The sequence below is a fragment of the Photobacterium halotolerans DSM 18316 genome (assembly GCF_000425165.1).
GTDB classification, from domain to species: domain Bacteria; phylum Pseudomonadota; class Gammaproteobacteria; order Enterobacterales; family Vibrionaceae; genus Photobacterium; species Photobacterium halotolerans.
The window spans coordinates 38,094-58,726 of sequence record NZ_AULG01000029.1; the positions used below are offsets into that span (position 1 = coordinate 38,094).

Below are 20,633 nucleotides of genomic sequence, written 5' to 3' on the forward strand. Positions count from 1 at the left end.
CCTCGAACGCTTTGAATCATCGGCCTGGCTGCAAGGAGCCAGTGTTGAATAAGTTGTCTGCAAACCGGCAAAAATGCCGTCTGTGCTCAGAACAGGCTTGCAATTAACTCAGCAACACCAGTAAATTCAACTTGCCAGCGGTACTGAGTATCATATATGCCTGTATTAAATATCTGAAATTGAATGATGAAAAAGATCGACGGTGTCAAACATGAACTGAATCCCATGAGCCTGGTGGCGCTGGTATTGTCATTCGTGTCACTGGCTCTGGTCACCAGCCTGTTCTTTATACCGCGTGATGACAGGGTTTATTCACTGTTTATCACCATAGATACGCTGATCTGTCTGGTATTCTGGCTCCAGCTCACCTCTGATCTGCTGCGAAGCCAAAACAAAAAAGCCTTCCTGAAAACACACTGGCCCGATTACCTTGCCAGCATACCTATCATCGAGCCGTTACGCTTTATCGTCTGGTGCAGATATTCCGGGTAATACGTCTGATCCGCTCCGGCCAGCAGCTCCTGCGGCATATTCTGGATTACCGCCGTGAAGCCACCATAGCCACTATTGTCCTGCTTCTCACTGTACTGGTTACCGTCGGCTCCTCCTTGATCCTTATCATTGAAAGTCACGATCCCAATGCCAATATTCAGTCGGCCGATGATGCTATCTGGTGGGTCTTTGTCACTATCTCCACAGTAGGTTACGGGGATCACTATCCGGTGACGACACTGGGTAAAATACTGGCGACCGTGATTATTACCTGCGGCGTTGGCCTGTTCGGTATGGTGGCCGGTTTGATCAGCTCGTTTGTATCAGACCCCGACCGACACAAGCCTTCCGCCCGCCACCATGATCAAAAGCACTGGGAGAAGATCCTTGATAACCAGGAGCTGTTGCTCAAGCGCATAGATGATCTTGAGCAGCGCCTGGCCGAATCGACCCAGTACAACGGGAAAGACAACGAAAAAGAAAAATAACACAGCCTCCACCAAAGGCGGTGATTAAGGGAAACAACAAAAAACGCCTTCTGAATCAGAAGGCGTTTTTTGTGTACAGCTGCTGTGGCAGATGGGGGAGAGATTATGGCCAGTAAGGCGGCTGTGCCAGACCTATCTGACGGCTCTGATCCATCGCATGCAGCAGGGAGTCTTCCTTGCGGTGCAGCCATTTATCGATCTGCTTGCGATCCTCTTCATCGTCGTAATCAGGCTGAAGAGAGCGAATCGGCTCAAGCTGACGCAAATCTTCCATGCCCTGCAGAATATCCAGCCACGGGCTGCGGAACACTTCGCGGCGCTCCTCTTCATATAAAGAGGCAAAACACAGGCCGCCGACCAGATTGCGCAGCAGTCTTGCCTGCTGGTCGAGATAATCTGCCCGGCTGAGCGCGCGCTTCTCGCTGAAGGCCTCAGCCAGCTCTTCCCAGGCTTTCGACAAGGCCGAATCGGCAAACGATTTTGCCGATGCCGCCAGCCGCTCTCTGGCTTTTTCGTCCAGGAATGGTTGCCATCCGCGGCTCAGCAGCCAGTTGCTCAGGTTGAGCAGCAAATTACAGTAACGCCCCGATTTGAACAGACGCAGAATATCCTCCGGCTCCGGCAGTTCTTCCTGCCGCTCCTTCAGCTGTTTGACCAGGGATTTCCGGGCATTGAGCTTTTTCAGCGCATGGCCTTTTTCGGCCAGCCAGCGTTGTATCGCGTCCGCTTCCTGCAGCCAGTTCAGCTCACCTTCGAGCCAGGTCAGTTCCTGGCGGAGCTGCGCGCTGGCCCGGCGAGGTATCATGCTGCCATACACCACCAGGGTCTGGCGGATCAGGGAAATTGAATGGCTGATCTCTGTCAGGGCAGGCAATGCCTGACGCTCAACATAGATCTGCTCGTGGTAGTGCCAGTGCGCCAGGGCATGCTCCATGGCAATCACTAAGGCATTTTCAGATGAGACATCCGCAGCAAGGGGCACATAAGACAGAGGCAACACATCATCGCCCTGATGCCCGGCAGCAAGACGATAGCCTCTTGCCGCTTTACTCAGGTTCCCCAGTCGCATGCCGCCTTCTTCACACAGCTCGCGCGCCAGAGTGAACAAGGCATCGGTCTGGCCGGATTTCAGCTCCAGTTCCACTTCGCAGATCGGCTCACTGCGGTCATTGGCACGCACCTCACCCTGGTCGAATGCCAATTCGATCTGACTGCCATCCGGCATGGCAATCAACCACTGCTGGCGTTCAAAGTCGGTAGAGAATAAAGGCGAGATTTGGCTGGAAATAGCCGCAATATCAAAATGCTCAGGCCAGGCATCGCTCGGATGTAAGGCTAAATCCGGTTGCGGGCCGCTGAGTTCAGCATTGTATTCGGGGCGCTGATGCAGTCCTGCAACAACACGTCCGGCTGTCTTAAGGGTCTGAATATAAACATCATCAATGCGGCGAACCCGCAGGCCGATGTCATGCTGACGAAGAATTTGCTCAGGGGTATCAAAGTAAATGTTACCCAGTCGTTTACTGCTTTGCTGCAAGATTTTGGCTTGAGCAATCTTCCGCAATAACTGACCCGAAAAATCCGCTGAGACGAAAAACTTCAGTTCTATCTCGGTTTCCATAATTGTCCCTATAAACGGTAGCCAGCCAAGGATATTGGCTAATCCGGCCTGTAGCAAGCAAGAAATCTCCAGAAATAGGCGTACAAAATGTGTTTCCCTGTACTAAGTTATACGTTAACATGCGCGCCATAGGGCCTGTTGACCTTTGGACTATTTGCTCTAACCAGTGCTGAAAAAGCGCTAATCAAGGCACGAATCATGGAGTTTAGTGCGCTAAATAAATGATGAGTAACGCAGAGAAGCGCTTGTTCTCCTCAACCTGATGGGGCGGTGGGGACAATTCTGACTTGCGACGTTACCCTCTTTCTCTAGCTCTCTTTCCGCCACACCATTCCTGTCTGTTTAAAGCATAGAATTCGCCTCTTTTCGGGTCGATACTCCAAAGGCAACAGGCTCTGATCCATCGCTCAAGATTTCGCCTTTATTACAGGTATCTTTAGGTTGATCGGCTATGCCAGTAAATACAATTATGGGGCTCTTTGCTAAATCCCCAATCAAACCATTGCAACGCCATGTCACTCGTGTGAATGAATGTTGTGAATTGCTTGTTCCGTTTTTCGAGGCGTGTCACGCCAAAGATTGGGAAAAAGCCGGGCAGTATCGTGAACAGATTTCGCAGCTTGAAAAAGATGCGGATGTGCTCAAACGTGAAATCCGTCTCAAGCTTCCTCGCGGTCTTTTCATGCCAGTCGACCGGACTGACATGCTGGATCTCCTCACTCAGCAGGACAAACTCGCAAATCTGGCCAAAGATATTGCAGGTCGTGTCTACGGACGTCAGTTAGACATCCCTGAGCACTTTTACCCAGACTTTCTTGCCTACGTTCAACGCTGCCTTGATGCTGCCAATCAGGCCAGCCGTGTCATCCATGAACTGGATGAACTGCTGGAAACCGGCTTTAAGGGCCGTGAAGTGACTCTGGTTGCAGAAATGATCAATCAGCTTGACGTTATCGAAGATGATACCGACAGCATGCAGATTATCCTGCGTCAGCAACTCCGCAAGGTCGAAGACCAGTACAATCCAATCGATGTGATGTTTATGTATAAGATCTTCGAATGGATTGGCGGTATCGCCGACCAGGCTCAGCGTGTCGGTTCGCGACTCGAAATCATGCTATCCCGCTCATAACGAGCAAGGTAAATACAACAAGGTTTTACAATGGAAATCCTGGCTAATTATGGCACCATGATCATCGTGGTGGCGGCCCTCTTTGGCTTTCTAATGGCTATTGGTATTGGTGCCAATGATGTGGCTAACGCAATGGGTACCTCAGTGGGTTCCAAGGCGCTGACCGTCAAACAGGCTATTATTATCGCCATGATCTTTGAATTTGCCGGCGCCTATCTGGCAGGCGGCGAAGTCACAGACACCATACGTAAAGGGGTCATTGACACCTCTCACTACATCAATCAGCCTGAAGTACTGGTTTACGGCATGATGGCGTCGTTACTGGCGGCAGGTTCGTGGCTGTTGCTGGCGTCCTACATGGGATGGCCGGTCTCCACGACGCACTCCATCATTGGTGCCATCATAGGTTTTGCCTGTGTATCTGTCGGTACGGAAGCAGTTGACTGGGGCTCGGTACAGGGCATAGTGGGCAGCTGGATTATTACGCCGCTGATCTCAGGGATCTTTGCCTATGTCATCTTTATCAGTGCCCAAAGGCTGATATTTGATACCGATACTCCGCTCATCAATGCCAAGCGCTTTGTCCCTGTCTATATGTTCCTTACCACTATGGTCATCGCACTGGTGACTATCAAAAAAGGTCTGAAGCATGTTGGCCTGCACTTGTCGACCGGTGAAGCCTGGCTGGCTTCGATCGCGGTTTCACTGATCGTGATGGCATTTGGCTATATCTACATCCGTCGCAACTATGCCGATGCCGAGCAGTCGTCCGGCAGTAATGGTTACGCGGGCGTTGAGCGCGTATTCAGTCTGCTGATGGTAGTCACCGCTTGTGCGATGGCATTTGCGCACGGCTCCAACGATGTGGCTAACGCCATTGGTCCTCTGTCTGCTGTGGTATCAACGGTAGAGCACATGGGTGAGCTATCCTCGAAAACCGCCATTGCCTGGTGGATTCTGCCGCTGGGTGGTTTTGGTATCGTCGTGGGTCTGGCGACCATGGGTCACAAAGTCATGGCGACTGTGGGCACAGGGATTACCGAGCTGACACCGAGCCGCGGCTTTGCAGCACAGCTGGCCACCGCGTCAACCGTGGTACTGGCGTCGGGCACAGGTTTGCCTATCTCTACCACGCAAACCCTGGTAGGTGCGGTACTGGGTGTGGGCTTTGCCCGTGGTATTGCCGCTCTGAACATGGGTGTTGTCCGTAACATCGTGGCATCGTGGATCATTACCCTGCCAGCTGGTGCCCTGCTAGCAGTCATTTTCTTCTATGTAATGCAAGCGGCTTTTGGCTGATTTTTGTCAGTCTTCCGTAAACTTTACAAAAAAGTAGCACAAGGTCAAAAGAGGGAGGCTATGCCTCCCTCTCCTCTTGCGCCATCGCCGCAAAATTCTTAGTATCTGTGCTCCATCGATTAATCAAGCTCCTTCAAGGATCCCAGAGTGAAGCAACTTATCCGCTTAGTTTTTGCCGCTATCACCGTTCTGATGACAGCTCAGGTACACGCTCAGCAGGTGCGTTACATCTCCGATGACCTGTTTACTTACATGCATCGCGGGCCAAGTACGCAATTTAAAATTATGGGCAGCGTAGACGCTGGCACGAAAGTCACCCTGCTGGAAGTCAACAAAGAATCGGGTTTCAGTAAAGTGATTGACGACCGCGGCCGCACAGGCTGGGTCAAGAGTGATTTCATTTCTAACCAGGTTGGCCTGAAAGAACGCCTGCCAAAATTAGAAAAAGAGCTGACCGAAGTGAAAAAAGCCCTCGCCAATGCCAAGCAGTCCAGCGACGAACGCAATGCGGCTCTTCAGTCATCACTGGAAAACCGTACTGAGCAGATCACCGACCTGGAAGATCGCAACACCAAGCTGAATGACCTGCTGTCGAGCTCCCAGTCTGAAATCCGCGAGCTGCGCGCTAAACTGGATACCCAGGCAGACGATCTGCTGATGAGATGGTTTACCTACGGCGGTATGGTCGCAGGCGGAGGCCTGCTGTTTGGTCTGGTGCTGCCGCATCTGATCCCACGCCGCAAGAAACGTAATAACGGCTGGGCCTGATTGCCAGGCTATACGCCAATCACCGTTCCGGAAACAAAAAAGGCAGCTCAGCTGCCTTTTTTGTTTCCGTCTGTCATGCTCTCCGGATGCCATGATTTCCGGTTGCCGCTGATAGTGAGCCTTACCCTGACGGCCACTGAGACAATGCCGCCATCTCAAAGCGGATATGCTCAAAGCCCAGAATCACCTTACGCGGCTCAATCTTCTCCAGCGTCACACCAGGAGCAACCTCATCCCCCTCATAAGCCTCGCGGTTGTTCACCTTCACCCAGCGACTGTCCGCACTGGATGAGTAGATATGGGTTTGCAGGTTGATAGCCGGTAAACGTGCCTGAACGCCCTGAGGCAAGTCTGCCAGCGTCATGACATTTTCTGCAACGTACGGTTTTTGTTTCGCCGCGGCTGCAGTGACCGTTCTGGGATCAACCAAAGCCGGTGTATCGGACTGATCGGTGGCAGCAATCGCCTGATGCAGTCGATTGGCCAGCTCTGGCGACAAGCCCGACAAATCCAGTTTATCCAAGTCCAGAAAACTTCCCTGCCCCTCACCTCCTGCGGCGTCGCCTGGCTGTTCACCGGTAAAGGAGGTCAACGGCGGCTTGGCTTCAAAGGCGTTGCGCTCTTCCTTGCCGTATAAAGGTAAACCGGGGGCCGGCAAAGCCTCTGTGGTTAACTTGGGGAACGGCAGAAATGACATCGGATGGCGGTCGTTAACGGCATCACCATCGGTACGGTACTCCTGATACAGTGTCGGCCCGGGCAGTGACAAGGCCGTATCCAGCACCATCAGCGTCATCGGTCCGGCAATACCATCGGCATACAAGCCCTGAGCCTGCTGAAAACGACGCAGTTTATCGAGCACAGTCTGGTCAAAATCTCTGCTGGCCACACCCGGCTCGCCCAGTAGACGGTTAAGCTGCTGGTCCAGCCAGGCCACCCGGCCACCTTGCTGACCATAACGGATGCTGGTGCTCTCCCCCATGGGAGGACGCCACATCAGGGTATAGTCTTGCTGCCAGTGCACCTGCAGCCATTCCCGGCTCACTCTGAGCCGCTCTCCGCCCAGCATCAGCTCGGCGTCGCCCGGCCAGAGCGCGTAAAGTACCGCATAAAAGCGCTCGCCATCATCATTGCTCAGAGGCAGGATAGCAGGACGATTGATCAGGCTGAGCTGCGCAAGATCGCCCTTGCTTTGCTGGCAGGTCAGCCCGATCCGCGAGCTGCTGAGGCAGTTCGCCTGACTGGGCGAGACCTCATAGCCCCACAGCCGGTACAAGGTCTGCATGGCTTGCCTTTCCGTCGGCTGCAGGGCCAGCACGGCTTGCCAGCGTTTTTCCAGTGCCGTCAGCGCCTGAGCTTCGTCCGTTTCTGGCGCATCCCCCGAAGCGGCAGGCGCAGACACTACAGCCGTTTCCTGCACGACCGCGCCCAGTGTATTTTCTGCTACCCAGCCGCCGCCCCAGTAGCCCGCCGCAATTAATGCCGGCGCCAGCACAATGGCAATCGCCCAGCCCAACCGTTTACGCGTCTGGCCCGCGGCCGGTACAGGTTGTGCGACCGCCCATCCCAGCGCCAGTTCACTGGCCTGCCTGATGTGCTCAGGATTGATCTGATAGCGGCTGTCCCGGCAGGCAAGCTGCAGGGCTTTATCGCACACCAGATTGATCTGGCGCGGAATGCCGTCGCATACCCGTGCCAGTGTTTTCAGCGCCTGAGGCGAGAAAATCTGATGAGCACAGCCGACCTGATCGAGACGAAAACGGACATAAGCCGCCACTTCCACTTCGGTCAGCGGCAGCAGGTGATAGCGTGAGGTAATACGCTGAGCCAATTGGCGCAATCCCGGCTGCTGCAGCAGCTGCTGCAGTTCAGGCTGACCGGCCAGCACCACTTTCAGCAGTTTGCGCTGATCATTTTCCAGGTTGGTCAGCAGACGCAGCTGCTCCAGCACATCCGGCAGCAGATGCTGCGCTTCATCGACCAGCAACAGAGTATGGCGACCGGCCTGATCATTGGCTTTGAGGTGGGCATACAATCTGTCGGTCAGGATCTTATAGCTGTCTTGCGGTGACGCCGGCAGGCCTAACTCATCGCAGATGCTTTCCAGCAACTCATGGGCCGATAACGCCGGGTTCAGTACCACAGCGACCTGAGTCTCCTCACCCAGTTTGGATAACAAGGCGCGCAGCACTGTGGTTTTGCCGGTACCGACCTCGCCGGTGAGCAGCCCAAAGCCCCCGCCATCAGCCAGTCCGGCAAGCATGTGGTTAAGCGCTTCACGGTGGCGATCGCTGAGATAAAGAAATCGTGCGCTGGGCACAATCGAAAACGGGGCTTCGGTCAGGCCAAAAAATGCCTTGTACATGTCTTCGTCCGGGATGAAGTAAAATAACTGAGATACATTAGCGTTCGTGACACCGATTGTATACCCTTCGGGGGCAAGACTGACAAAAGACGAGGAGAGAAACGTGGATATTTATCTGGTTGGCGGCGCGGTACGGGATCGGCTGCTGGGATTGCCCGTCAAAGACAAAGACTGGGTGGTCGTCGGCACCACGCCTCAGCACATGCTGGACCAGGGGTTCAGCCAGGTAGGTAGCGATTTTCCTGTCTTTCTGCATCCCAAAACCAAAGAAGAATACGCTCTGGCCCGTACCGAACGAAAATCAGGCAAAGGCTATACCGGCTTTGAATGCTACGCCGCACCGGACGTGACGCTGGAGCAGGATCTGATGCGGCGGGATCTGACCATCAACGCCATTGCCGAAGCGCAGGACGGCACCTTGGTCGACCCTTATCAGGGCCAGCAGGATATAGAGAAACGTCAGCTGCGCCATGTGTCGCAGGCTTTTGTTGAAGATCCGCTGCGTGTCTTGCGGGTCGCCCGCTTCGCTGCCCGTTTTGCCCCGCAGGGCTTCACCGTTGCACCGGAAACACTGGCTCTGATGCAGGAAATGGTGGCGGACGGTGAGCTGGCAGCCCTGACGCCCGAGCGTGTGTGGCAGGAATGGGAGCGCGCCCTGCATACCGAGCGCCCGGATATCTTCCTGACCGTGCTGCGCCAGTGCGGCGCACTGGGCATCGTGATGCCTGAGATCGACGCGCTGTTTGGCGTTCCGCAGCCCGAGAAGTGGCACCCGGAAATCGATACCGGTATTCACACCCTGATGGTGTCCTATCAGGCGGCACTGCTGAGTGACGATCCTGTGATCCGCTTTAGTGCCCAGGTGCATGATCTGGGTAAAGCCTTGTCGCCCAAGGCCGAGCTGCCCAGCCATAAGCTGCACTGCCAGCTGGGGATGGATGTGATCCGCCAGCTGTGCCAGCGCCTGAGAGTGCCGAACCATTATCGCGATACCGCACTCATGGTCTGTGCACAGCACACCAAAGTACACCGCGCGCAAGAGATGCGCCCCGCCACCTTTATCAGACTCTTTGATCAGATAGACGCCTGGCGAAAACCGGAGCGCGTTGAACAGCTAGCCATTTGCTGCCGGGCGGATATTCGCGGCCGGACCGGGTTTGAAGACGACCCCTACCCGCAGGCCGATATTCTTCAGGATGTCTTTACCGCCGTACAGGCCGTCGAAGTGAAACCCATCATTGAGGCGGGCTACCAGGGCGCGGCTATCAAGGAACAACTGGCTATCCGCCGCGCCGAGGCGGCAGCACAGGTGCTGGGGCGTTAAGCACAGCCTCTGCGCATACTCTCAGCGCACAAAAAAGCCGGAGCAAAGTCCGGCTTCCTTTCATTTTACTCTGACTGAATTACTGCTGGCTCAGCAGTAACGCGATCAGGCCAAAGCCCAGCAGCAGCCGGTAAATCACAAATGGCAGCATACCCACACGCGTTACCAGTTTGAGGAACACATGGATACAGGCGTAAGCGCTGAGGAATGACACCGCCAGACCGATGCCTAAACCGCCAAAATCAATCGGGGCACTGCTCTCAACCAGCTTGGTCCCCAGATACGTGCCGGCCAGCAGGATAATAGGGATCGACATCAGAAACGAAAAGCGGGCAGCCGCTTCGCGGGTAAACCCCAGATAGAGCGCCGCTGTCATGGTCGCCCCTGAACGCGACGTACCGGGAATCATGGCCGCCGCCTGCGCCAGACCAATAAACAGTGAGCGCTTGGCGTTTGCATCATACTCATCGCGGGTTTGGCTCGCACGGCGATCCACCCACCACAACAGCAGACCAAACACTATGGTGGTAACCGCAATCACCCAGGCAGAGCGCAGATACACTTCTATGATATCGGCCATAAAGAAACCGAACACACAGGCCGGAATGGTCGCCAGCACTATCATCCAGGCCAGAGTGGCTTCACGACAGCGGTGGCCTTTGAAGATAGACGCCAACCAGGCCGCCAGCAAAGACACCACTTCTTTACGAAAATACATCACAACCGCCGCCAGCGTCCCCACATGCACGGCAACATCAAAAGCCAGACCCTGATCTGCCCAGCCAAATACCTGCGACGGCAGGATCAGATGCGCCGAACTGGAGATCGGCAAAAATTCAGTCAGCCCCTGGATCAATGCCAACATGAACGCTTCAAAATGACTCATTGTTTACCTTTAACTCTTCGAAAACATAATACGAGAAAGTGTATCGCCAGTGGGTTGACCCCTGGTTTCCCTGACAGTTCAGTACATTGCTGTCAAACTGTGTCAAATTCCAGCGCAACCGGCCTTAATACCTGCTGCTTGTCGAAAGCCTGCCAGATTTGCGCCACAGTGCGTCCATCTCCCGGTATCACCAACTGCGGGTTCAGCTCATACAGCGGCAGTAACACAAAAGCAAACTTGTAGATATCCGCTCGCGGCAGCGCAGGCGCTTCAGGGCTGATCCGATCACCAAACAGCAACAGATCCAAATCCAGCGTCCTGTTTTGATTCTTCACCGCATCCGGCTGGCGGCCATACTGCAGTTCCAGATCTTTCAGCCTGTGCTGCAGGGCATCCAGCGACAAATCTGTCTCCAGAGCCACCACACCATTGAAAAAACCAGGACCGTCAAAGCCGACAGGTTCCGCTTCAAAAATACGGGAAACACGACACCGGGAACCTAGCTGCTTCAGCTCAGCCACCGCCGCACGCACATAGTGCTCACGGTCGATATTACTGCCGATGCTGATGTACACCTCAGTCACGGCGTCCCCGCTGAATCACCACGCCAACACCGCGCGCATTCGGCACTGCGCCCGGCTTGGTCACTGACACTTTGATCCAGGGTACGTTGAAACGTGTCATGATCAGGCTGGCAACTTCCTCTGCCACCCGCTCGACCAGCAGAAAGCGGCCCTGTTCCACAAACTCGGTAACTGCCTGGCTGACGGCGGCGTAATCGAGCGCCAGCGACACATCATCGGCGAGCGCGGCGGGCTGATTGTCATGGGCCATTTCCAGGTCCAGCACCAGTTTCTGCTTAATTTCCTGCTCCCAGTCATACACCCCGATAGAGGCGATAACATCAAGATGTTCGATAAATACTGAATCCATGTTCCATCGCTAATTTTGTGTAGAGGTCGGATACCCAATGTGAGCAAAAGTGCGTATTATCGGGACGAGTTCATCATATTGATGACAGAAAACAGGCTTCCAGCGTTTCAAACACGCCAGCCTCCTGAAAGTGGATGCACTATACCACAGCTGATATGCCTAGTGTCATCAGACGTGGGCGCTGAGTAATCACATTTTTACCACTTTCATGGTTACCAAAAAGGCCACGGCGTACAGGCTCATCAACACCCGCTCCCCGGATGACAATAACGTCAGGGGCTTACTGGAGATGCTATGACACCATTGGTGCTGCTGATCATTATCGCTGCTTACCTGCTGGGCTCTGTGTCCAGTGCGGTGCTGATTTGTCGCCTGTTCCGCCTGCCAGATCCAAGAGACAGCGGCTCGGGGAATCCGGGGGCAACCAATGTCCTGCGTATCGGCGGCCGGGGTGCCGCGGCACTGGTGCTGGTGTGCGATATTCTCAAAGGCATGCTGCCGGTCTGGATCAGCTATTTTCTGGGGATTAACCCCTTTCTGCTGGGAATCATAGGGATTGCCGCCTGTCTGGGTCATATTTACCCGCTGTTTTTCCACTTCCGCGGCGGCAAAGGCGTGGCGACGGCACTGGGCGCACTGGCGCCGATTGGCTGGGATTTAAGCGGGATGCTGATTGCAAGCTGGTTAGTGGTGGCCGTGCTGTGCGGCTATTCTTCGCTGGCATCCATGATCACCGCACTCATCGCGCCCATGTTTACCTGGTGGGTCAAACCTCAGTACACCATGCCGGTGGCTATGCTGTCGTGCCTGATCATTCTGCGCCATCACGAGAATGTCCGCCGCTTGCTGGACGGCAAAGAATATAAGATATGGCATAAATTTAACCGCCAGTCGAAACCCTGATTCGTCCTGGCGGTTAAGTGCTATTTGGGGATCACTGACCCGGCCTCAGCGCAAGGGCTTGAGGGTATCGATCGGCCAGCGCGGATGGGCTTTGACACTCAAATCCATGATTTCCTGATTTTTCAGACGCTGCATGCCCGCATAGGCAATCATGGCGCCGTTATCGGTACAGAACTCAGTACGCGGATAAAAAACTTCGCCGCCCAGTTTTTCCATCAGGGCAGCCAGCTCGGCACGCAGGTGCTTGTTGGCACTCACACCGCCGGCAATCACCAGACGCTTAAAGCCGGTTTCTTTCAGGGCACGCTTACATTTGATTGCCAGGGTGTCTACCACAGCTTCCTGAAACGCATAAGCAATGTCTGCCCGGGTCTGCTCATCATCATCGTTGCCACGAATGGTGTTGGCGGCAAAGGTTTTCAGGCCGGAAAAACTGAAATCCATGCCCGGACGGTCCGTCATCGGACGCGGGAAGGTAAAGCGGCCTGCGGTGCCTTTATCGGCCAGTTTCGACAGCAGCGGTCCGCCGGGATAATCCAGCCCCATCAGCTTGGCCGTTTTATCAAAGGCTTCACCGGCGGCATCGTCAATCGACTCACCCAGAATGCGGTATTCGCCGATCCCTTTGACTTCCACCATCATGGTATGACCGCCAGAGACCAGCAGCGCCACAAACGGAAACTCAGGGGGATTGTCTTCCAGCATAGGCGCCAGCAAATGGCCTTCCATATGGTGTACCGCCACCGCAGGCAGATTCCAGGCATACGCCAGGCTGCGGCCTATGGTCGCGCCCACTAACAGAGCACCGACCAAACCCGGCCCGGCGGTATAAGCCACGCCATCCAGATCCGCCGGAGTTAAACCGGCATCGGCCAGCGCCTGCTTGATCAGCGGGATGGTTTTTTTGACATGGTCCCGTGAGGCCAGTTCAGGTACGACGCCACCATAATCGGCGTGCAGCTTCACTTGGCTGTACAACTCATGAGCCAGCAGGCCTTTCTCATCATCGTAAATCGCCACGCCTGTTTCGTCACAGGACGTTTCGATGCCCAGGATACGCATATCAACCTCTATACTTATATACTTACACACTGAAAGCCGAAGCCGGTGCGGAACGTCGGAGGGGCATGTTACCGCTGTTGACAGAATTTCACCAGTTCTGACTTGCAGAATGCTTTACAAATGACCCCGGATCAGATTAGAATTTCGCACCATTTTTAATCAGCTGATAATTTTGATCATCAGCGTTAATCGAATCACTCTGAGGTGAGTATTACATGCCAGTAGTCAAAGTACGTGAAAACGAACCGTTCGACGTAGCTCTACGTCGTTTTAAGCGCTCTTGCGAAAAAGCAGGTATCCTTTCTGAAGTTCGCCGTCGTGAGCACTTCGAAAAGCCAACAACTGTACGTAAGCGCGCTAAAGCAGCGGCTGTTAAGCGTCACCTGAAAAAATTGGCTCGCGAAAACGCACGTCGCGTTCGTCTGTACTAATTTACAGATAACAAGGACAGCGTAATGGCCCTGATCGAAAGTATAAAGAACGAACAAAAAGCAGCCATGAAGGCGAAGGATAAAGCTCGCCTGGGTGCTATCCGTCTTGTTCTTGCTGCCATCAAACAACGTGAAGTCGACGAGAAGATCACTCTGACCGACGACGACATAGTGGCAGTACTGACGAAAATGGTAAAACAGCGTCGTGACTCTGTGGCTCAGTATGAAGCCGCAGGCCGTCAGGATCTGGCCGATGTTGAGCATGCTGAAATCGCCGTACTGGAAGAATTTATGCCTCAGCCGCTGAGCGACGACGAAGTTGCCGCTCTGCTGGAAGACGCTATCGCCAGTACAGGTGCCAGCACTATGCAAGACATGGGTAAACTGATGGCTGTGCTCAAACCACAGCTGCAGGGCCGCGCCGATATGGGGAAAGTTAGCCAACTGGTCAAAGCCAAACTCGGCTAAAACTGCCCCAACTCTACAGCAAGCCGTGCTATCCTCTCGGGAATGCGCGGCTTGTTTGTATCTCTTCCCAGTTAATTTCAGGTAACACTCATTGTATGGCAGGAAAGATCCCTCGTTCATTCATCGATGACCTCATCTCACGGCATGACATAGTCGATGTAATTGATGCGCGGGTGAAACTCAAAAAGCAAGGCAAGAACTACGGTGCCTGCTGCCCTTTCCACAATGAGAAAACCCCGTCTTTTTCTGTCAGTCCCGACAAACAGTTCTACTATTGCTTTGGGTGCGGCGCGAAAGGCAACGTGCTTGATTTTGTGATGGAGTTCGACCGGCTGGACTTTGTCGATGCCGTTGAAGAGCTGGCGTCTCAGCTTGGCCTTGAAATTCCGCGCGAACAAGGCAGCAGCGGCCAGAGCAGCATCAAGCGACAAGAGAAGCAAAGCCTTTATGACCTGATGGGTCAGGTCGCCCAATATTATCAGTCGCTGTTGCGTCAGAGCGATGCGCAGGTAGCCATTAACTACCTGAAAGGACGTGGCCTGTCGGGCGAGATCGTCAAACAGTTCGGCATCGGCTATGTGCCTGACCAATGGGATCTGGTGCGCAGCCGTTTTGGCCGCAACGAGCAGGCACAGCAAGATTTAGTCAGCGCCGGCATGCTGATCGAAAACGAACAAGGCCGTCGCTATGACCGTTTCCGTGGCCGGATTATGTTTCCGATCCACGACCGCCGCGGCCGGGTGATCGGGTTTGGTGGCCGGGTACTGGGCGAAGGTACACCTAAGTATCTCAACTCACCGGAAACACCGGTTTTTCACAAAGGCCGCGAGCTCTACGGTTTGTATCAGGTGATGCAAGCTTACCGGGAACCTGAACGCGTTCTGGTCGTCGAAGGCTATATGGATGTAGTGGCCCTGGCGCAATACGGCGTCGACTATGCCGTCGCCTCGCTGGGCACCTCGACCACAGGGGAGCACATTCAGACCCTGTTCCGGCAAACCGGTACTGTGGTGTGCTGTTATGACGGTGACCGCGCCGGTCGCGATGCGGCCTGGCGGGCGATGGAACAAGCGCTGCCGTATATGAACGATGGCCGCCAGCTGAAATTTATGTTCCTGCCCGACGGCGAAGACCCGGACAGTTACGTGCGCCAGCATGGCAAAGAAGCGTTCGAGCAGGCGATCACTCAGGCAATGACCCTGTCTGATTTCCTGTTCACCACCCTGCTGCAGCAGGTAGATACCAGCAGCCGGGAAGGCAAAGCCAAGCTCAGTACGCTGGCGGTGCCACTGATTGACAAAGTGCCGGGCGGCACCCTGAGACTATACTTACGGAAAGTTTTAGGACAAAAACTCGGTCTTCCTGATGAAGAGCAGCTGAAACAGCTGATCAGCGAGCACGGAGACAACAAGCCGGTCAGAACGGCTCAGCCCGCCATCAAGCGTACGCCGATGCGCATCGCGATTGCGCTGCTGCTGCAAAACCCGGGCTTTGCCAGTGAACTGGGCTTAAACACCCAGGATTTTGCAGGCACAGAGCTGGCTGGCTTAAAATTATTACTGACAATAGTTGATAAATGTCGACTTCATCCCAATATCACAACTGGACAGTTGCTTGAAGATTGGCGTGAGACCGAGCAAGCCTCAATGATGGCCCGTCTGGCCAGTTGGGACATACCGCTCGGCAGCGATGAAGACAGTTTACACACTGTATTTTTTGACGCGATGGATAAAGTTATCGATCAATGCGTCACACAACAAATTGAGAAGTTGCAGGCTAAATCGAACACCGTCGGCTTATCAGTCGAAGAGAAGCGGGAGCTTCAGCTATTGCTGTTAAATCGCCCCGTCTAAAAAGTAGTCAACAATTCTGACATTTGTTATAATTACTGGTTTGCATTTCTGCATCCTTTTTTCTCACTCAGACCCTAAGTTGGATATCGTCTATGGAGCAAAATCCGCAGTCACAGCTAAAGTTGCTTGTTGCCAAAGGCAAAGAGCAAGGTTATCTGACCTATGCCGAAGTTAATGACCACCTGCCAGAAGACATTGTTGACTCTGATCAGGTTGAAGACATTATTCAGATGATCAACGACATGGGTATTAAGGTGGTGGAAACCGCCCCTGATGCCGATGAACTCATGATGACTGAAGATAACGCCGATGAAGACGCCATTGAAGCGGCGGCTCAGGCATTATCGAGCGTAGAAAGCGAAATCGGCCGTACCACTGACCCGGTTCGTATGTACATGCGCGAAATGGGTACAGTTGAGCTGTTGACCCGCGAAGGCGAAATCGACATCGCTAAACGCATCGAAGATGGTATCAATCAGGTTCAGTGTTCTGTTGCTGAGTACCCGTCAGCAATCTCGCATCTGCTTGAGCAGTTTGACAAGGTTGAAGCAGAAGAGCTGCGTCTGACTGATATCATTTCAGGCTTCGTGGATCCTAACGAAGAAGAGACAGCCGCTCCGACAGCCACGCACATCGGCTCCGAGTTAAGTGAAACTGATCTTGAAGATGAAGACAAAGATCTTGAAGACGATGACGACGATTCAGAAAGCGAAGAAGACGACGGCAGCATCGATCCGGAAGTAGCACGCGAGAAGTTCAAAGAACTGCGTGTCTCTTACGAAAATATGGCCAAAGCCATCGACACCAATGGCCGTCATCACCCGGATACTGAAGTCGCTATTGCCGAGCTGTCTGAAATTTTCAAGCAGTTCCGTCTGATCCCGAAACAGTTTGACCGTCTGGTCAGTTCACTGCGTGATTCCATGGATAAGGTACGTACCAATGAGCGCCTGATCATGCGTATGTGTGTCGACAACAGCAAAATGCCGAAGAAGACCTTCGTACAGCTGTTCAGCGGTAATGAATCTTCTTCTGCGTGGATCGACGAAGCACTGAACTCAGGCAAACCGTATGCCGAGCGCCTGAAAAACTACGAAGAAGACCTGCGTCGTGCCTCGCTGAAGTTGCGCATACTGGAAGATGAAACCGGCCTGTCGATTGAGCGTATCAAAGACATCAGCCGCCGTATGTCTATCGGTGAAGCCAAAGCACGCCGCGCCAAGAAAGAAATGGTTGAGGCCAACCTGCGTCTGGTTATTTCTATCGCCAAGAAATACACCAACCGTGGCCTGCAATTCCTGGATCTGATCCAGGAAGGTAACATTGGTCTGATGAAAGCGGTCGATAAGTTTGAATACCGTCGTGGTTACAAATTCTCGACTTACGCCACCTGGTGGATCCGTCAGGCAATCACACGTTCAATCGCAGACCAGGCACGTACGATTCGTATCCCTGTGCACATGATCGAAACCATCAACAAACTGAACCGTATCTCTCGCCAGATGCTTCAGGAGATGGGCCGTGAACCACTGCCGGAAGAACTGGCTGAACGCATGCAAATGCCGGAAGACAAGATCCGCAAAGTGCTGAAGATTGCCAAAGAGCCAATCTCGATGGAAACCCCAATCGGTGATGATGAAGATTCACATCTGGGTGATTTCATTGAAGATACCACGCTGCAGCTGCCAATGGATTCTGCCACGGCAACCAACCTGCGTGCGGCCACCAACGAAGTACTGGCTGGCCTGACGCCACGTGAAGCCAAAGTACTGCGTATGCGCTTTGGTATCGACATGAACACCGACCATACACTGGAAGAAGTGGGCAAACAGTTTGACGTGACTCGTGAGCGTATCCGTCAGATCGAAGCCAAAGCCCTGCGAAAACTGCGCCACCCAAGCCGTTCCGACGTGCTGCGCAGCTTCCTGGACGAGTAAGCCACTCACCACAAACACCACATCACAAAGCGGGCTAAACAGCCCGCTTTTTCTTTGCCCGCCGCACATGCGACCTCGCTCACACCCCTTGCCACGCAAGGGCTTGCCCTGCATTTAACTGCCTAAGAAACAAACAAAACTTGCCCCTTCGCACCTAGACAATGCCCCACCCATCCCATATAATCGGTGGCACATTTGGCCCCTTAGCTCAGTGGTTAGAGCAGGCGACTCATAATCGCTTGGTCCCCAGTTCAAGTCTGGGAGGGGCCACCAAACAAAACAAGGGCTTAGCTGATTTTTCAGCTAAGCCCTTTTAATTTTTTCATTTCTATGTAGCACATATGTAGCAAATATTATTTAGCCTGAACAAGTCATTGACGCCCTCTAGCCACCACGCAGCACCTGACTAACTACCTGCACTCTCGCTTAGCGAGGCTATCAAGCTAGCAGATAGGGATCAATTTCGGCAAATGGAACAGTAGTGATTCATTAATAAGTACAGATAAGCGCCAAAAATCAACTATTGACGCTATAGTCTTTTGTATGGCACCGTTTGTGTATGTGCAAGTGTCACACTTGCTGTCACATTTCCTCCCCTATGACCGTTCCATATTGCAGAGTTTGAATCCCAGAAGTACGCCATTACGTGCGTAATGCTCTGTTTATCACAATCAACTCTATTCAAATACAAGTCTATTTGTATAATGCGTTGTATAATTTATGTGTGGTAGCTAACTAGTTGAAAAGAAAATGACAGAGCAAGCTTTAATAAATCCAAGAATAGTTACTTGGGCTAGAGTTCGTGCTGGCCTGAGTGAGGATTCCCTTGCTCAAAAACTGAACGTTAAGAACGTTCAGAAAATCATTGAATGGGAATCTGGTGAATCCAGACCCACTTTTAAGCAAGCTCAAAACATCGCTAACATCACAAATATTCCTTTTGGTTATCTGTTCCTACCAGAACCACCCGATGAGGAACTTCCTATACCTGACCTACGAACAGTAGCTAATAGGCATGTCGATGCAGTCTCTATTGATATGAAAGAGATCATCAAGCAAGTCATGCTCAAACAGGAATGGTATAGAGACTACCTTATCAAGCTAGACGAACCTCGTTTACCATTTATTGGCAAATACAACGTCAATGACTCTGTGTTTGATGTAGCCCAAGATATCCGAAATACTCTCGGGGTTCCTCTTCCACAAAAAGGGAGTTGGGAAGAATACCACCGAACACTTATCAAAGGTGCCGAACAAGCTCGAATATTAGTTATGAGAAGCGGTATCGTAGGCAATAACACTCGTCGTAAACTTGAAGTTTCAGAGTTTAGAGGTTTTGCCATTAGTGATGATATTGCTCCCGTTATTTTTATAAATAGCTCTGATGCTCCCACTGCAAGACTGTTTACTCTCATTCACGAACTAGCTCATCTATGGATAGGCAGTAGTGGTATCTCTGACTTAGAGCATTCCCATGCTGAAGAAGAAAAGTTCTGCAATGCTGTAGCTGGAGAGTTTCTTGTACCACAAGAAGCTTTTCATCGTATTTGGAACCCCGAGCTAAGTCTTGTTATGAACCTAACAGAAATAAATCGTCAATTGCATGTAAGTAAGCTCGCAGCAGCAAAACGAGCACTAGACTGCCGAGTTATTGATGGTGATACCTATTGGAAGTACTACCGAGCTGAGCTGAACGCCTTTAGAAACCAGAAAGGCGGAAAGGGTGACTTTAATATTAATGCTGGAGCTAAAAATAGTAAGCTTTTCTCTAGTGCTGTTGTAGCAGAAGCATTGAGCGGTAGAATGTTACTTAGAGATGCTGGCAACCTACTAGGCATTAAGCCAAATAATATAAAAACATACGCGAGAAAACTAGCTCTATGAATTACCTGCTGGATGCAAACACCTTTATCGAAGCTAAAAACCGTTACTACTCGATGTCAATATGCCCAGGCTATTGGCAATGGATCTTACAGTCTAATGCTCAGGCGGGTGTAGCAAGTATCGGTTTTATAAAAGACGAATTAACAAATGGTAATGACGAACTAGCTCAATGGGCGAAGGATAACGCACATTTATTCATTGCAAACGATGACCAACCAACTCAAATAGCGTATGCACAAGTAGTTCAGCATGTAATGACACTAACCCAAATGAAAATCGGCGCACAGGCTGAGTTTCTTAGAGGTGCTGATCCTTGGCTCGTTGCTAAAGCAATAACTACTGGGGCAAAAATAGTTACACACGAGAAGCTTGACCGTAACATTAAACGTAAGATCCTTATTCCTAACGTTTGTGAGCACTTTGGTGTTGAGTACATCGACACTTTTGAACGAGGGTGTTCATAGTTCTGTGTCAGCATAAGTCACAGATCCACATATTGATCGACCCTGTTCGGGAAGTGGAGGCTCAATTGGGATAACGTCAGATTCCAGTTCTGTACCGGATGCGTCCACTTCTCGGAAGCCTTCAACATCCCCGCATAGAGCAGCTTCAGCAAGCTGGTTTCGTTAGCGAAGCCGCCCTTGGTTTTGGTCAGCTTGCGGAACTGACGGTGCACCGCCTCAACCGCATTGGTGGTGTAGATGGCCCGCCGGATCTGCTCGGGATACTTGAAGTATACCGACAAATTGTCCCACTTGCTGCGCCAGGATTTGATGACCAACGGGTA

20 protein-coding genes and 1 tRNA gene are annotated in these 20,633 nt (G+C 52.5%); 14 read left to right on the top strand and 7 right to left on the bottom strand.

The window, feature by feature from the left end:
* The first annotated feature begins 183 nt into the window (after nt 1-183).
* Both H511_RS25175 and H511_RS25180 read left to right on the top strand, forming a co-directional pair.
* A complete protein-coding gene (locus H511_RS25175) occupies nt 184-492 on the top strand; it encodes a hypothetical protein (RefSeq protein WP_338091523.1) in 309 nt (102 codons plus the stop codon).
* Nucleotides 474-980: a potassium channel family protein gene (locus tag H511_RS25180; RefSeq protein WP_338091525.1), complete on the top strand. Its 507-nt coding sequence runs from the start codon at nt 474-476 to the stop codon at nt 978-980. Before H511_RS25175 ends, H511_RS25180 begins: the two co-directional genes overlap by 19 nt.
* Nucleotides 981-1,083: 103 nt before the next feature.
* Here H511_RS25180 and H511_RS0108465 read toward each other — a convergent pair whose 3' ends face one another.
* Nucleotides 1,084-2,601 carry a CYTH and CHAD domain-containing protein gene (locus H511_RS0108465; protein ID WP_027251922.1) on the bottom strand — a complete coding sequence of 506 codons (1,518 nt, stop codon included), beginning with the start codon at nt 2,599-2,601 and terminating at the stop codon, nt 1,084-1,086.
* Between the two features lie 451 nt (nt 2,602-3,052).
* Between H511_RS0108465 and H511_RS0108470 the strand changes: the two genes are divergently transcribed.
* From H511_RS0108470 to H511_RS0108480, 3 genes are all read left to right on the top strand, one after another.
* On the top strand, nt 3,053-3,733 hold the full coding sequence (locus tag H511_RS0108470; RefSeq protein ID WP_027251923.1) for a TIGR00153 family protein: 681 nt from the start codon (nt 3,053-3,055) through the stop codon (nt 3,731-3,733).
* Nucleotides 3,734-3,763: 30 nt separating this feature from the next.
* On the top strand, nt 3,764-5,032 hold the full coding sequence (locus H511_RS0108475; RefSeq protein WP_027251924.1) for an inorganic phosphate transporter: 1,269 nt from the start codon (nt 3,764-3,766) through the stop codon (nt 5,030-5,032).
* Nucleotides 5,033-5,224: 192 nt separating this feature from the next.
* Complete coding sequence (locus H511_RS0108480; protein WP_202601916.1) at nt 5,225-5,800, top strand: TIGR04211 family SH3 domain-containing protein; 576 nt, start codon at nt 5,225-5,227, stop codon at nt 5,798-5,800.
* 121 nt (nt 5,801-5,921) lie between these two features.
* Here H511_RS0108480 and H511_RS0108485 read toward each other — a convergent pair whose 3' ends face one another.
* On the bottom strand, nt 5,922-8,165 hold the full coding sequence (locus tag H511_RS0108485; protein WP_027251926.1) for an AAA family ATPase: 2,244 nt from the start codon (nt 8,163-8,165) through the stop codon (nt 5,922-5,924).
* 103 nt (nt 8,166-8,268) lie between these two features.
* On the opposite strand from H511_RS0108485, the gene H511_RS0108490 reads away from it, so the two are divergent.
* Nucleotides 8,269-9,489 (top strand): multifunctional CCA addition/repair protein, encoded by a 1,221-nt coding sequence (locus tag H511_RS0108490; RefSeq protein WP_027251927.1) that lies wholly within the window; start codon nt 8,269-8,271, stop codon nt 9,487-9,489.
* A gap of 79 nt (nt 9,490-9,568) precedes the next feature.
* Here H511_RS0108490 and H511_RS0108495 read toward each other — a convergent pair whose 3' ends face one another.
* The 3 genes from H511_RS0108495 to folB form a co-directional block, all read right to left on the bottom strand.
* A complete protein-coding gene (locus tag H511_RS0108495) occupies nt 9,569-10,375 on the bottom strand; it encodes an undecaprenyl-diphosphate phosphatase (protein WP_027251928.1) in 807 nt (268 codons plus the stop codon).
* Nucleotides 10,376-10,467: 92 nt separating this feature from the next.
* Entirely contained in the window at nt 10,468-10,959 is a 492-nt protein-coding gene (gene folK, locus H511_RS0108500; RefSeq protein WP_027251929.1) for a 2-amino-4-hydroxy-6-hydroxymethyldihydropteridine diphosphokinase, read from the bottom strand.
* Nucleotides 10,952-11,308, bottom strand: a complete 357-nt coding sequence (gene folB, locus H511_RS0108505) for a dihydroneopterin aldolase (RefSeq protein WP_027251930.1) — start codon at nt 11,306-11,308, stop codon at nt 10,952-10,954. The genes folK and folB overlap by 8 nt, the downstream gene beginning before the upstream one ends.
* Before the next feature lie 294 nt (nt 11,309-11,602).
* On the opposite strand from folB, the gene plsY reads away from it, so the two are divergent.
* Nucleotides 11,603-12,211, top strand: coding sequence for a glycerol-3-phosphate 1-O-acyltransferase PlsY (gene plsY, locus H511_RS0108510; protein WP_027251931.1), 609 nt, complete (start codon nt 11,603-11,605; stop codon nt 12,209-12,211).
* Nucleotides 12,212-12,256: 45 nt separating this feature from the next.
* Here plsY and tsaD read toward each other — a convergent pair whose 3' ends face one another.
* Complete coding sequence (gene tsaD, locus H511_RS0108515) at nt 12,257-13,273, bottom strand: tRNA (adenosine(37)-N6)-threonylcarbamoyltransferase complex transferase subunit TsaD (RefSeq protein WP_027251932.1); 1,017 nt, start codon at nt 13,271-13,273, stop codon at nt 12,257-12,259.
* A 215-nt stretch (nt 13,274-13,488) separates the two neighbouring features.
* On the opposite strand from tsaD, the gene rpsU reads away from it, so the two are divergent.
* The 7 genes from rpsU (at nt 13,489) to H511_RS0108545 (ending at nt 20,310) form a co-directional block, all read left to right on the top strand.
* Nucleotides 13,489-13,704 (top strand): 30S ribosomal protein S21, encoded by a 216-nt coding sequence (gene rpsU / locus H511_RS24350; protein ID WP_002537656.1) that lies wholly within the window; start codon nt 13,489-13,491, stop codon nt 13,702-13,704.
* Nucleotides 13,705-13,728: 24 nt separating this feature from the next.
* Nucleotides 13,729-14,172: a GatB/YqeY domain-containing protein gene (locus H511_RS0108520; RefSeq protein WP_027251933.1), complete on the top strand. Its 444-nt coding sequence runs from the start codon at nt 13,729-13,731 to the stop codon at nt 14,170-14,172.
* A 95-nt stretch (nt 14,173-14,267) separates the two neighbouring features.
* Nucleotides 14,268-16,025, top strand: coding sequence for a DNA primase (gene dnaG, locus H511_RS0108525; RefSeq protein WP_027251934.1), 1,758 nt, complete (start codon nt 14,268-14,270; stop codon nt 16,023-16,025).
* A gap of 92 nt (nt 16,026-16,117) precedes the next feature.
* Nucleotides 16,118-17,962: an RNA polymerase sigma factor RpoD gene (gene rpoD, locus H511_RS0108530; protein WP_027251935.1), complete on the top strand. Its 1,845-nt coding sequence runs from the start codon at nt 16,118-16,120 to the stop codon at nt 17,960-17,962.
* Nucleotides 17,963-18,159: 197 nt separating this feature from the next.
* Nucleotides 18,160-18,235, top strand: a tRNA-Ile gene (locus H511_RS0108535).
* A gap of 477 nt (nt 18,236-18,712) precedes the next feature.
* On the top strand, nt 18,713-19,846 hold the full coding sequence (locus tag H511_RS0108540; protein WP_027251936.1) for an ImmA/IrrE family metallo-endopeptidase: 1,134 nt from the start codon (nt 18,713-18,715) through the stop codon (nt 19,844-19,846).
* Nucleotides 19,843-20,310, top strand: a complete 468-nt coding sequence (locus H511_RS0108545; protein ID WP_027251937.1) for a DUF4411 family protein — start codon at nt 19,843-19,845, stop codon at nt 20,308-20,310. The genes H511_RS0108540 and H511_RS0108545 overlap by 4 nt, the downstream gene beginning before the upstream one ends.
* A gap of 17 nt (nt 20,311-20,327) precedes the next feature.
* Here H511_RS0108545 and H511_RS0108550 read toward each other — a convergent pair.
* Nucleotides 20,328-20,633 (bottom strand): transposase (locus tag H511_RS0108550; protein WP_027251938.1); only part of this gene is annotated, 306 nt, incomplete at its 5' end.

Coding starts and splice junctions, on each gene's coding strand:
- H511_RS0108470 (WP_027251923.1), top strand. CDS start 3,053: ATGCCAGTAAATACAATTATGGGGCTCTTTGCTAAATCCCCAATCAAA.
- H511_RS0108465 (WP_027251922.1), bottom strand. CDS start 2,601: ATGGAAACCGAGATAGAACTGAAGTTTTTCGTCTCAGCGGATTTTTCG.
- tsaD (WP_027251932.1), bottom strand. CDS start 13,273: ATGCGTATCCTGGGCATCGAAACGTCCTGTGACGAAACAGGCGTGGCG.
- H511_RS0108495 (WP_027251928.1), bottom strand. CDS start 10,375: ATGAGTCATTTTGAAGCGTTCATGTTGGCATTGATCCAGGGGCTGACT.
- H511_RS0108475 (WP_027251924.1), top strand. CDS start 3,764: ATGGAAATCCTGGCTAATTATGGCACCATGATCATCGTGGTGGCGGCC.
- H511_RS25175 (WP_338091523.1), top strand. CDS start 184: ATGATGAAAAAGATCGACGGTGTCAAACATGAACTGAATCCCATGAGC.
- rpsU (WP_002537656.1), top strand. CDS start 13,489: ATGCCAGTAGTCAAAGTACGTGAAAACGAACCGTTCGACGTAGCTCTA.
- H511_RS0108545 (WP_027251937.1), top strand. CDS start 19,843: ATGAATTACCTGCTGGATGCAAACACCTTTATCGAAGCTAAAAACCGT.
- H511_RS0108520 (WP_027251933.1), top strand. CDS start 13,729: ATGGCCCTGATCGAAAGTATAAAGAACGAACAAAAAGCAGCCATGAAG.
- folB (WP_027251930.1), bottom strand. CDS start 11,308: ATGGATTCAGTATTTATCGAACATCTTGATGTTATCGCCTCTATCGGG.
- H511_RS0108485 (WP_027251926.1), bottom strand. CDS start 8,165: ATGTACAAGGCATTTTTTGGCCTGACCGAAGCCCCGTTTTCGATTGTG.
- H511_RS0108540 (WP_027251936.1), top strand. CDS start 18,713: ATGACAGAGCAAGCTTTAATAAATCCAAGAATAGTTACTTGGGCTAGA.
- dnaG (WP_027251934.1), top strand. CDS start 14,268: ATGGCAGGAAAGATCCCTCGTTCATTCATCGATGACCTCATCTCACGG.
- H511_RS0108480 (WP_202601916.1), top strand. CDS start 5,225: ATGACAGCTCAGGTACACGCTCAGCAGGTGCGTTACATCTCCGATGAC.
- plsY (WP_027251931.1), top strand. CDS start 11,603: ATGACACCATTGGTGCTGCTGATCATTATCGCTGCTTACCTGCTGGGC.
- rpoD (WP_027251935.1), top strand. CDS start 16,118: ATGGAGCAAAATCCGCAGTCACAGCTAAAGTTGCTTGTTGCCAAAGGC.